We start from the raw sequence: 11,814 nt of genomic DNA on the forward strand, positions 1-11,814 counted from the left end.
TCGTTTSGTTTTCGTTTTCCGTTTTCCGTTTTCCGTTTTCCGTTTTCCGTTTTCCGTTTTGGAAGGTAAAATCGATAAAGATAGCGGGACGGGTTGTCCGTAGTATTCACTACGGACTTTTTAATTAGTAGGCTGTGCCTACCGGGCGGGACACACCCCGCATTTCATACGGGGCTATTCAAATTAAACCCCTCCGGGGTTGAGATGTTCGACGGAGTGAATCGGATTGAGCGTGTGTACAGGTTTACTCCGATTTCAACCGTCATGGTTAATGATCGGGGTGGTAGGATTTCGCGTCACAGACGCGAATTTCTCCTCTTTCTCGGAGTTGTCATCCAATAGCAGAATGAATGGGATTTGTGATCCCGTACGTATCGATACGCCGCAGGCAGGTTCCAGACTGCAAATCTGGAACGGCGAATGAGCATGCGAGGTTTATCGTACCCTCCATCCAGATAAATTTATGCGTATTTCGGTGATAGAGTACACATCGTTTAAAAATCGCAAATCGGTCAGCCTTACAAACTGGAATAAAAAAAGCCTGTCTGAACTTGTCAGACAGGCTTTTTCAATGATTTTACCGGATGGTAAACTACGCTTCAGCTTCAACCGCTACGGGAAGTACGCTAACGAAAGAACGACCTTTCAGGCCTTTCTTAAATTCAACGACTCCGTCCGTTAAAGCAAATAGCGTATGGTCTTTACCAATACCTACGTTGCGACCCGGATTGTGTTGAGTTCCGCGTTGACGAACCAGCACGTTACCAGCGATGGCTGCTTGTCCGCCGAAGATCTTTACGCCGAGACGTTTACTTTCCGATTCCCGGCCGTTTTTGGAGCTACCGACCCCTTTTTTGTGTGCCATGATCTTGTTTGGTTTTTAGTGGATGGTTTTTAGCTGGTGGACTTGCCAGCAACCAAGAACAATCAACTAATTACAATGAAATTTCTTCGATTAGGATTTTCGTCAGGTCTTGACGGTGGCCGTTTTGCTTCTGATACCCCTTGCGGCGTTTCTTGCGGAAGACAATGACCTTTTCTCCACGAACGTGGTTAAGGATCTTGGCTGAAACAGTGGCACCCGCTACGGTGGGAGCACCTACTGTAATTACACCGTCATTGTCCACCAGCAGAACCTTATCCAGCACAAGGGCAGCACCCTCCTCACCCGCTAAACGATGCGTGTAGAGGTAGCGGTTTTTTTCGACTTTAAATTGCTGACCTGCGATCTCGACAATTGCGTACATTTCTTACTTATGTTTGGTCCTGAAAAATGGACTGCAAAGGTAAGAAAATCTTTTGAAAATCAGCAATCTCTGGAAAAAAATGTTGATGATTGATCAGGATTAGTGGTTAGTTTTTCGTTGCTGGTTGTTTGTTGGGCTCTTCATGTGTTCACCAACAATCATCAATACGACCCAACATCCAGCAACCAACAACTACGAACCATTAACCTCAAACTACTCCAGAATTCGCTGAATATCGTTCGCTTCTTTCAGATAACTCTGGAATTTTTCGTAGCTGTCCGATAACATTAATCCCTTAAATTTCAATAAGTTATTAATGTATTCGTCGAGGACATCCAGGATATTCTCCCGGTTTTGCCGGAAAATGGGAATCCAGGTTTCGGGCGAGCTTTTGGCCAGACGGACCGTACTGGCAAAACCCGAACTTGCCAGTTCGAAGATGCGATTCGCTTCTTTTTCTTTCTCCAGCGTAGTCAATGCCAGGGCGAACGAACAAATGTGCGAAATGTGGGAAATATAAGCGGTATGAACATCGTGCGAAGTAGAATCAAACTCCGTAATCTTCATCCCGATGGCTTCGTACAATTCCTTCACGGTAGCTACGGCGTCCGAATCCGAGTCAGCGGCGTCACAGATGACGTTGTATTTTCCGGTGAATAAACCCCGGACGGCTGCTTCAGGCCCGGAATACTCCGTACCCGCCATCGGGTGCGTGGCCACGAACCTACGTCGGTTGGGATGATTCTTGACTGCTTCAACGATTGGGCGTTTGGTGGAGCCCACGTCAATCACAATCTGTTTATCAATCCGATCCAGTACGTAAGGAAGCAGGCTCAGCAACCCATCGACGGGTACGGCCAGTATAATTAGGTCTGACTGGTTAATGGCATCATCGAGCAAGGCCACTTTATCGACTAGTTTCAGCTCAAGAGCCTTCACGACGTGCTCGACCTGTTTATCCACCCCAATGATGGTTTGAGCATAGCCGGATTCCTTGAGAGCAAGAGCCATCGAGCCCCCGATTAATCCGATACCCACAATTGCGATCGTCATCTTCGTAGTTTTCAGTTTACGGTTTTCAGTGTTCAGCGGGGTGAAACCTAACAAATACCTTTTATCTGCCGAATGCGTAAAATCGAGGCATTGAAAACCTCTACCTCCGCACACAGCGAAATTCGAATGTACCCGTTACCCTGTGAGCCAAAAATGCCACCCGGCGTAATAAAGACGTTGGCTTTGTACAGAATTTCATCCGACAGAGCGTAGCCATCAGCGTACGAAGCCGGAATCTTGGCCCAGACAAACATACCCGTCTGTTGCGAATCGTAGGCACAGTCTAGTAGATCAAGTAATTCAAATACTTTCTTCTGCCGTTCACGGTAAATCGCGTTCAGGTCGGCGTACCAGGACGGCGGATTCGCCAGGGCCTGAATGGCCGCTTCCTGCAGGGGCAAAAACATGCCCGAATCCATATTCGATTTAAAGCGAAGCACATTCGAAACGTGTTCGGCTCCCCCCGCCAGCATACCCATTCGCCAGCCCGCCATGTTGTGGGATTTGGAAAGGGAGTTCAGCTCCAGAGCCACTTCCTTCGCACCAGGTACGGCAAGAATGCTCTGATAGGTTTCATTCAATACAAAACTATAGGGATTGTCATTGACAATCAGGATATTATGTTCCTTTCCGAAAGCCACTAATTCTTCGTACAAGGCAGGGGTCGCCTGAGCACCCGTTGGCATATGTGGGTAATTTACCCACATGAGTCGTACGCGGGAAAGGTCCGTCTGGGCCAGAGCTTTCAGGTCGGGTAGCCAGCCGTTTTCCGCCGATAATTCGTAATCCTGTACTTCCGCACCCGTCAGTAAGGAAGCCGCCCGATAAGTGGGATAGCCTGGATTAGGCACCAGAGCGATCGTACCCGGTTCGAGGTAGCTCATGGCGATGTGCATGATTCCTTCTTTCGACCCAATCAAGGGCAGAATTTCGTTCGCCGGAATAAGCTCCACGTGGAAATACGTTTGGTACCAGCCCGCAAAAGCCTGACGCAGAGCCGGAAGCCCAACGTAACTTTGATACGCGTGATGCTTTGGGTTGTGAGCGGAGTTACTCAACGCCTCGATGGTTTGGGGCGAAGGAGGTAAATCCGGACTACCAATACCAAGGTTAATCACATCGAGGCCGCGGCTCTTCATTTCGGCGATTTCCTTGAGTTTCGTCGAAAAGTAGTACTCCTGTACCAGGTTGAGCCGCTGGGCGGGCTGAATCGTTGCCATGTTGTTGGGTATAAAACAAAAAAACCGACTCCATACGGGCCGGCTGCGGAATGTGACGATGCTTTCTGAAAAGACAATTTCCTACCCGGCTCTACGCGTTGGCGTAGTAGTAATAATAAGAAGCCGTGTACAGAAAAGTTGCCATCGTGTTCAATAGACCGGGCAAAAGTATCCGGGAATTTTGGAATCGCCAAAGAAATGACTGAAAATGTTACGGGCATTGGTAAGCACTGCTAGCCAACGCTAAACGTTCTCAAGCAGGCAGCGTCCAAGCGTAGGTAGCTGGCAAAAAATTTTTGAGTTACCTGTGTTCGTACTTCTAACTAAATCACGCATTATGGCTAACCTTCAGCGAACATTTATTAGTCAGGAAGAATACCTGCAAATTGAGCGTACCACAACTGTACGAAGCGAGTATTTCAACGGCCAGCTCCTGGCCATGAGCAGTTTGAATGAGCGAGTGGCCGACACCGTTAGTGTACACGATGCCATCCAGACCAACCTGAGCCGGGCTATTCAAGAGCAGTTGAGCGAACGGGGAAGCGGGCATTGTTTCACGGAAGATCAGCGAGTTTTCGTAGCCGACAAGAATTTCTACACGTACCCCGATCTGGCCATTACGGCGGGTGAACCCCAATTTTCGGACGATCAGGTCGATACGCTGCTGAATCCGACGGTACTGATTGAAGTGTCTTCGGCGGGCAGTAGTAATTACGACCGGGGCAGTAAGTTTGAGAACTACCGTAGCCTCGAAAGTCTGGAGGAATATCTGGTGGTGGATTCCCGTCGCATCTACGCCGAGCTATGGCGAAAAAATGAGTCGCAACACTGGGCTCTGGTACTTCAGGCCGAGCACGGTTCGGATATGGTACACCTGCAATCGATTGATGCGTATCTGCTGATCGACGACGTGTATAGCCAGATTGAAAATTTACCGGAAGAAGAATTTACGATCCGGTAATCCTTTTTTCGTAACACTTTGAGAAACAGAAGGACGGCGACAAATCTTCGCAAAAAATGGAGCTTTGTCGCCGCTTTTTTTGAGGAACAAGCTGGCCCTTTCCCGAAGGACAAACGAAAATCCGTTCGTAACTTCACGGCATGGAAGATAAGCAGTTTGTGGTTTCGGCACGGAAGTATCGTCCGGTGACATTCGATTCGGTAGTGGGACAGTCGCACATTACAACGACGCTCAAAAACGCCATTCGAACCCATCACCTGGCTCAGGCCTTTTTGTTTTGCGGTCCACGGGGCGTAGGCAAGACGACCTGTGCCCGTATTTTGGCAAAAACAATCAATTGCCTTCGTCTGGACGATCACGTAGAACCCTGCGGGGAATGTGAAAACTGCGTGGCGTTTCAGAACAATGCTTCGCTGAACGTACACGAATTGGATGCGGCCTCCAACAACTCCGTCGAAGACATTCGGAACCTGATCGATCAGGTACGCTATCCGCCCCAGATGGGTAGCAAAAAAGTGTATATCATTGACGAGGTACACATGCTTTCGACGAGTGCCTTTAACGCGTTTCTGAAAACACTGGAAGAGCCGCCGAGCTACGCCATTTTCATTCTGGCGACGACGGAGAAACATAAAATTCTGCCCACGATTCTGAGTCGTTGTCAGATTTTCGATTTCAACCGCATTCAGATCAAGGATATGGCCGATCACTTGGCTTCGATCGCTCAGCAAGAAGACATTACAGCGGAGTATGATGCTCTGGAACTGATCGCTCAGAAAGCCGACGGTGGGTTAAGGGACGCTCTGTCAATGTTCGATCTGAACGTTACGTTTTCCAAGGATGGTCAGATTCATTACCACGATGTACTGAATAACCTGCACATTCTGGACTACGATTATTACTTCCGCCTGACTGATGCGTTGTTGGCGGGAAGTGTACCCCAGACCTGGCTCCTGTTCGACGAAATTCTGCGAAAAGGCTTCGACGGACACCAGTTTGTGGTCGGTTTAATCGAGCATTTCCGAAATCTGATGGTCTGTAAGGATCCATCGACGGTACGTTTATTACAAGTTTCGGAATCAGTACAGAATCGTTATCTCGAACAATCGGCGAAAACCTCGCTGTCGTTCCTGCTGTCAGCGATGAGTCTGGGCAGTCAGTGCGACATCAATTACAAACAGGCGAAACAACAACGGCTGCACGTCGAGATTACGCTCTCGAAGATGGCTCACCTGCCTTCCGTACTGAATCTGGCCGGGTTGCCTACGCAGTCCGATACGGAAGAAGCCGAAAAAAAAAAGTCAACTGAACCCGTAACGCCGCCCGTAGTTAGCCAAACGGCCGTTACCCCTTCCCCGGTTGTTCCGCCTGCACCCCCTGTGGTAGTAGCAGAAACGCCAGCCCCCGAGCCGACGCCAGTAGTTCCACCTGTAATAACTTCACCCGTGGTGGCAGAAGTGCCTGTGGAGCCGGTCACGCCTCCCCCGCCCGCTCGGCCAGTAAAAGCGGTGAATGGCAGTTCCCGGTTGAAGGTGACCATTGATCTGAATAATTTCGAGGAGAAATCAGAAGCTTCTTCGGAACAGAAAGAGGCCATTATTCAACTTCGACAGTCGTATACGGAAGAAGACCTCCACAAGGCCTGGGCGGAATTTGTAGAAATTCGCCGGGGAAAAGGCTCGATGACGGAAGTGGTCATGCTGGATCGTGTTTTCACCCTGGAAGGACACGTTATTCAGTTAGGACTGGACAATCCGGTACAACTGGAACTACTCAGCGATCTGAAAACGGATCTGTTGACGTACCTCCGGCAGACGCTAAAGAACGGTCAAATTCAAATTCACGGCTTTCTGGTTGAACATCAAACGAGTCGTCAGCCCTATACGCAAGCCGAAAAATTTAATTATCTCGCTGAGAAAAATCCCGCTCTGCTCGAATTAAAAAATAGTCTGGGATTGGATTTCGACTGGTAAAGTCTGGTTAATCCCGGTATTGTTAGCCAGATGTACCGCTTCCCTCCTAACATTCAGTATCTTTGCCGCCGCGAATTGGAGTAGATGACTCCGCGTGGCCCATCACGAATGAAACAAATAGACGTCTGCCTGACTCCCGAGTTGCTGTATCAGCACAAAATTGATAATGCTATTGTTGTGGTTGTGGATATTTTTCGGGCCACTTCCTGTATGGTTACTGGCTTCGCGTATGGAGTTCAATCCATTATTCCAGTGGCGAGTATCGATGAGTGTGTTAAACTACGCGATCAGGGCTACTACGCCGCTGCTGAACGCAATGGCATGACCCCCGATGGTTTCGACCTGGATAACTCGCCCTTCAGTTACATGAACGAAAAGTTTGTCGGTTCGACCATTGCTGTAACCACTACTAACGGTACGCTGGCGATTACCAAGTCGCGGGCGGCAGTGAAAGTGATGATTGGGTCATTTCTGAACCTGGAAGCATTAGCGGCCTACTTGCGAACGCAGCAGTATGATGTGCTGGTTTTGTGTGCGGGCTGGAAAGGCAAGCCGAACTTAGAGGATACCTTGTTTGCGGGAGCGTTGGTAAATCGGTTACAGAATGACTTCATGATTTCTGAAGACGCCGCCATGATGGCTCAACGCCTGTACGCAGGAGCTCAGAATGATTTGCTGGGCTTTGTAGCCAACTCTTCTCACGTACGCCGCCTGCACCGATTGGGCATTCACAAAGACATTTCGTATTGTTTACAACATGACTTGTACGATGTACTGCCCGTTTTACGGGGCAATCAACTCGTACGGATGTAATTTTTCTTATTTTTTTATACCGGACGCAGACAGAAGCTAGCTTTTGTCTGCGTTCTTGTTTCAAACCTCTTCTCCTGTCGTGTATGAGAAAATCCTTCTTATTAGTAGTATTGAGCTTACTAGCCTTTACCAGCTTTGCTCAGCAAGTAAAAAAACGTAAGCCGGCCCGAAAGAAAGGAACGGTAACCGTAAAGGCTCCGGCCGCTTCGCAAACCGCTCTGGATGCTCATCGCTTGCAGGCTGGGCAGGCGTTTGCGTATGATGTAGTGAAAGGCACTTTGAGTAAAACAGATGCAGCAGATGCTGAGAAACGCTACGCGGATTCCTACACCCTGACCCTAAACGCTGGCGAGGAAGTACGGCTGGAAGTAGCTTCGGATTGGTACCGCGTTTCCTTTTCCCTGGAAACGCCCGATAAACAAGTAACGACTCAAACGGATCATGAAGAGTTTCCGGGCTTTAGTATACAGAAACTAAAATATACAGTACCCGCGTCCGGTACGTACACGTTACGAATTTCCTCAACCGATCCGAATCAGACGGGAGATTATCTGATCCGAAAATACCTGCTTCCGGCGGAATCCGTATTGCCCGCAGAAACGGCGAGTTTCTGTGATCGGATTCACTTTTTGCTAGCCCAGCACCAGGATCATTTTTCGCGAATCAAGGGAAAGAAAACCCGAACGGATAAAAAAGCGGGCATAACGGAACATTACCAGACTGCGTTTGCCTTTCTACCCGGAAAGCCTTCCGAAATTCTACTGGAAACCGAACAGGAAAAAATGAAGTACCAGACGATTCTTGCAGAATTTCCTACGAAAGAACAGGCCCTGCAAGTGCATAAAGAATACATACAGCAAGTGAAAACCTGCCTGGATGGCTGGCAAAGTGACGAATTCTCGGGTGAAAAATTTCAGGAGTTCAGTATGTCGAGTTATACCGACTTTTTGACCGTAATGCTGAAAGAAGCAGGAAAGAAAAAATACCAGGTTGTGTTAGGACTGGATTAGGTGAAGTCTTAAAAACACTCTATACATCGAAACACCCAGGTTATAAGGTACTAATACAGTGCTTATAAAAACACTGTATCCTATTAACACATGGTAAGAAAATGAAAATAGGGTAGAATAATCCTGTTTTCAGGCTATTCTCTCCCTAACTTTGTGATTCACCGATTAAGTTAAAGGTGTGGGTTAATTCTTGAAAAACCGTTTGGCCTTGCCGGACGGTTTTTTTACGATATAGCATTTCAGCCGACTTGAAAGTCGTAAATGAAAATACTGCGTTTTATCAGAGTACCGCTTTCTTTAACGAGAGGTTTGAGCCTTTTCGGAAGAGGCATGTACTTGCGTATGACTTTCCAGAAGGCCGCCGATTACGCCTAAGACAATAGCCATAAGCAGTAGGTAAATAATTTTTTTCATAACCGAAGTAAACGATATAGACTTTGCCAGAATAAAACGGGCAAAGTACATATGTATTAAAGGGTGGGATTAATTCATTTCCCGTGGCGGTTGGGAATATTGAATATCAGTTATTTACCTTTACGGTAACAGATTCAATGCTGAATAGTAATCGCTTCTAAGAGGGCAGGTGAAACGGATTACCTGACAAAACACGCAAGGTCCTTAGTAAATGTTAGGAATATTCGTTGTTTGGCAGGATTTGCCCGATGAACGGGTACGTATTCTCGATAAACGGAATAGGTAAGATAGGTGGCTAATCTATCTTTATCGCTCTTCTATGATTTGCCAGATTACCCCGATAAATCCACACGTAAATGTACATACTAATGATACGGAAATTCGAAATCGGTGAAAAAGTAAAATGGTTTAAAGAGCTGGACGTGATTCGGGAAGTACTGGAAAACCGCATGGATCAGGATATGAACCGGGAACTCATCGAAACAAGAGACCTCAGTAATATCGAAATGACGCCCCGCCCCCGCGTATTCAAGGGAATGGTTCGCTGCGGCTGGAATGATCTTCAGGGAAACTGGCAGAGCGGTATCTTTCACCAGGACGAACTCATTGCTTTGTAACAGAAGAAGTACTTCCCAGGGTTTATCAATATTTTTCAAAGCTAAACGCTTCATTCACGGAATGTTTGATGACCTGGACACCTGCTAGGAAATAAAGTTCCGATTTTAGCCTCATAAACCTTTGGTTGACGCTGATGAATAACTTCGGCGTAAAAACATAAATTCAGAGGGGCCTGACCAGCATTCTGTCTTGTAAAATAAAGCTTTCTTCGCGGACTGGTTCAGAATTCAGTAGACCTGCAGGCCTTGCGGAATGTTCATGTGTCTGCCTCATTTGATCTTATTGTCAGCTATTGCTGATCGTATTCATAAAAATTTCAGAGCAGAATGAGTGGTTTTCTTATCTTTCAATCTAAACCTAAATTCCCAGTCACTACCCATATGAGAATCCCTTTATTAGTCGTTGGGCTGCTTTTTATGTTTTCATCCCTGCATGCCCAGGTGAAGTCTTTACAGAACCAGATTGAACAACTTATCCAACCTAAGAAAGCGACTGTTGGGGTAAGTATCTACGATTTTGCCAGCAAGCAGATCCTGCTGATCCACGGCGATAAACACCTGCCCATGCAAAGTGTTTATAAATTTCACGTGGCATTAGCCGTGTTGAAAGAAGTCGATAAAGGACGATTTAAGCTGGAGCAGAAGCTGCACGTGAAAAAGAGCGATCTCGTACCCGGTTTGCACAGTCCGATGGGTGAAGATCATCCAAATGGCGAAGTAGATTTACCCCTTTCGGAGATCATCCGCTACATGGTTTCCGAAAGTGACGGCAGTGCCTGCGACTATCTCTTCAGGCTCCTGGGTGGACCTACACAGGTCAATGCCTTTATTCACCAGTTGGGCATAAAAGAGGTGGCTATTCGGGAAACGGAAGAAACCATGCAGGCCAAGGGAAACTGGGACGTTCAGTATACCAACTGGACCACACCGGCGGCCATGCTCGATCTGCTGAAATTATTTTATCAGCAAAAAATTCTCTCGAAGCGTAGTCATGACTTCTTATGGAAGGTGATGACCGAAACGGTTACGGGTGAGAACCGACTAAAGAAGCTACTTCCCACGAGCACCCTGGTCATTCACAAGACGGGTACTTCGGGCACGAATAAAGAAGGCATGATGGGTGCCGTGAATGATGTCGGTTTCATTGCCCTACCCAACGGCAAACACATCGCCATTAGCGTATTCGTAACAAACACAAGCGAAGGGATAGAGAAGAATGAGCAAATCATAGCCGATATTGCCAAGCTGGCTTATGATCACTTTGCCCGGGCGAAGTGATTGGGAGCGGAATGCATGAATCGTTTGTACTTTGCTTATCCACGCGAATGTGATTCCGCAGAATCCTGCCTTGCACTGAGGTGTCTGGAATGATTTAGAGTAGTACTGCCAAACCAAAGTGGAGCTAGACTATGAAGCTTACATCTACGCGGGTGGACATCAGAAAGGAGGTGCAGGCTCGAATGGATCAGCCAATACGATTGCCAATAGCAAGGTCAGTGTTCCTCAGTTTTGGTGGAAGGTAGTCTCCTCATTATGCCTGAGGGCACGAACGATCTTAAACGCATTGCTAGTGAAAAGGTTGAAGTCATTGCCGTTCTCATTCCAAACAGCCAGGATGTGGCTGGTACCGGGTGGTGGAGATGACAACTGACCGTGAGACAGCTGGAGCAAGTGGCTAAGCTTAACTTCTTTTCAGAACTTCCCCAAGTTGTGAAGGATAAGATTGAAAATTAGGGTTTTCTCAAAATTGAGGATTTTGATTATCAGGGGGACCTAAAAGTGAATACACTCAACCTTAGGTAGAATCTCTACCAAGCAAGCTCGGCAATTTTCAGGCTTGTTTAGTTATACGTTTGCTATTGCCTTTGTCATCTTATCCAACTCACTAGTGCTCTACTACATCCCTTATTCTTAGCTGGTACTTTAAAAGCAAAAGGGGATCTTCACTCATACCACGTGCTAGTTTACCCAAAAGAGAAGTTTAACAGCATCGGCTTGCAACACCAAGATGAAGGCTTTAGGCTTATTAAGGAGCTATTGACGGGGGCCATCTGGTGGAATCCTTTCAAAAATCACTTACACGAAAACCTTAGTAAAGCCGTCATAGACCAAAACAGGTTTGACTTAAGAGGTCTGTTTATGCTTCCTGCTTTCACTGAGGAAGTGCTTCATCAGGCTAAGCAGACTTATCAGGTGTTTGGACTGATAGGGAAGAACAGGCTTTTAAGCAGATACAATAAACCGTTATTTGCCTATAATCCTACGCTAATCATGCAATCGCACACTGCGGAAGGGTATAACTTAGAAACCATTCATAGCTTGATGAACTTAGGGGCTCAGGTAATCATTAGCTCATGGAGAGAATGGGGACTATCCCTCTATATACCTCCTCAGGAAGCGGTGATCCAAAGAATTCTAGGTGCAGCAGAGGCATTAGAGATTCCGGTGAGCTATCCAAAGCACTTGCTGGACCTACCTTATCATTAGGTCCAGTTAATAAACTTAT

At 47.1% G+C, this 11,814-nt stretch carries 11 protein-coding genes; 7 read left to right on the forward strand and 4 right to left on the reverse strand.

The window, feature by feature from the left end:
* Positions 1–592 precede the first annotated feature (592 nt).
* The 4 genes from rpmA to BWI97_RS13800 form a co-directional block, all read right to left on the reverse strand.
* Positions 593–865, reverse strand: coding sequence for a 50S ribosomal protein L27 (rpmA, locus tag BWI97_RS13785; RefSeq protein WP_094811117.1), 273 nt, complete (start codon positions 863–865; stop codon positions 593–595).
* 70 nt (positions 866–935) lie between these two features.
* Positions 936–1,247: a 50S ribosomal protein L21 gene (gene rplU / locus BWI97_RS13790; protein WP_094811119.1), complete on the reverse strand. Its 312-nt coding sequence runs from the start codon at positions 1,245–1,247 to the stop codon at positions 936–938.
* 213 nt (positions 1,248–1,460) lie between these two features.
* Positions 1,461–2,300: a prephenate dehydrogenase gene (locus tag BWI97_RS13795; protein WP_102201444.1), complete on the reverse strand. Its 840-nt coding sequence runs from the start codon at positions 2,298–2,300 to the stop codon at positions 1,461–1,463.
* 47 nt (positions 2,301–2,347) lie between these two features.
* Entirely contained in the window at positions 2,348–3,520 is a 1,173-nt protein-coding gene (locus tag BWI97_RS13800; RefSeq protein ID WP_102201386.1) for an aminotransferase class I/II-fold pyridoxal phosphate-dependent enzyme, read from the reverse strand.
* Positions 3,521–3,857: 337 nt separating this feature from the next.
* Between BWI97_RS13800 and BWI97_RS13805 the strand changes: the two genes are divergently transcribed.
* The 7 genes from BWI97_RS13805 to BWI97_RS13840 all read left to right on the forward strand — a co-directional run bounded on the left by BWI97_RS13805 (position 3,858) and on the right by BWI97_RS13840 (position 11,795).
* A complete protein-coding gene (locus BWI97_RS13805) occupies positions 3,858–4,481 on the forward strand; it encodes a Uma2 family endonuclease (protein WP_102201387.1) in 624 nt (207 codons plus the stop codon).
* Between the two features lie 140 nt (positions 4,482–4,621).
* Complete coding sequence (locus BWI97_RS13810; protein ID WP_102201388.1) at positions 4,622–6,454, forward strand: DNA polymerase III subunit gamma/tau; 1,833 nt, start codon at positions 4,622–4,624, stop codon at positions 6,452–6,454.
* Between the two features lie 108 nt (positions 6,455–6,562).
* Positions 6,563–7,267: a 2-phosphosulfolactate phosphatase gene (locus BWI97_RS13815; protein WP_094811123.1), complete on the forward strand. Its 705-nt coding sequence runs from the start codon at positions 6,563–6,565 to the stop codon at positions 7,265–7,267.
* Positions 7,268–7,350: 83 nt separating this feature from the next.
* Complete coding sequence (locus tag BWI97_RS13820) at positions 7,351–8,277, forward strand: PPC domain-containing protein (protein WP_102201389.1); 927 nt, start codon at positions 7,351–7,353, stop codon at positions 8,275–8,277.
* 782 nt (positions 8,278–9,059) lie between these two features.
* The gene (locus tag BWI97_RS13825; RefSeq protein ID WP_094811127.1) at positions 9,060–9,308 is read left to right on the forward strand and encodes a hypothetical protein; all 249 of its coding nucleotides are present in this window, start codon (positions 9,060–9,062) and stop codon (positions 9,306–9,308) included.
* Positions 9,309–9,689: 381 nt separating this feature from the next.
* Positions 9,690–10,586, forward strand: a complete 897-nt coding sequence (bla, locus tag BWI97_RS13830; protein ID WP_102201390.1) for a class A beta-lactamase, subclass A2 — start codon at positions 9,690–9,692, stop codon at positions 10,584–10,586.
* Positions 10,587–11,303: 717 nt separating this feature from the next.
* A complete protein-coding gene (locus tag BWI97_RS13840) occupies positions 11,304–11,795 on the forward strand; it encodes a hypothetical protein (RefSeq protein ID WP_146010935.1) in 492 nt (163 codons plus the stop codon).
* Positions 11,796–11,814: the final 19 nt, after the last annotated feature.

Origin of the sequence: Siphonobacter sp. BAB-5405 (assembly GCF_002872335.1) — a bacterium.
Lineage (GTDB): Bacteria > Bacteroidota > Bacteroidia > Cytophagales > Spirosomataceae > Siphonobacter.

Bases quoted from the DNA above. Each gene is read 5' to 3' on its own strand.
- rpmA (WP_094811117.1), bottom strand. From the start codon at position 865: ATGGCACACAAAAAAGGGGTCGGTAGCTCCAAAAACGGCCGGGAATCG.
- rplU (WP_094811119.1), bottom strand. From the start codon at position 1,247: ATGTACGCAATTGTCGAGATCGCAGGTCAGCAATTTAAAGTCGAAAAA.
- BWI97_RS13795 (WP_102201444.1), bottom strand. From the start codon at position 2,300: ATGACGATCGCAATTGTGGGTATCGGATTAATCGGGGGCTCGATGGCT.
- BWI97_RS13800 (WP_102201386.1), bottom strand. From the start codon at position 3,520: ATGGCAACGATTCAGCCCGCCCAGCGGCTCAACCTGGTACAGGAGTAC.
- BWI97_RS13805 (WP_102201387.1), top strand. From the start codon at position 3,858: ATGGCTAACCTTCAGCGAACATTTATTAGTCAGGAAGAATACCTGCAA.
- BWI97_RS13810 (WP_102201388.1), top strand. From the start codon at position 4,622: ATGGAAGATAAGCAGTTTGTGGTTTCGGCACGGAAGTATCGTCCGGTG.
- BWI97_RS13815 (WP_094811123.1), top strand. From the start codon at position 6,563: ATGAAACAAATAGACGTCTGCCTGACTCCCGAGTTGCTGTATCAGCAC.
- BWI97_RS13820 (WP_102201389.1), top strand. From the start codon at position 7,351: ATGAGAAAATCCTTCTTATTAGTAGTATTGAGCTTACTAGCCTTTACC.
- BWI97_RS13825 (WP_094811127.1), top strand. From the start codon at position 9,060: ATGATACGGAAATTCGAAATCGGTGAAAAAGTAAAATGGTTTAAAGAG.
- bla (WP_102201390.1), top strand. From the start codon at position 9,690: ATGAGAATCCCTTTATTAGTCGTTGGGCTGCTTTTTATGTTTTCATCC.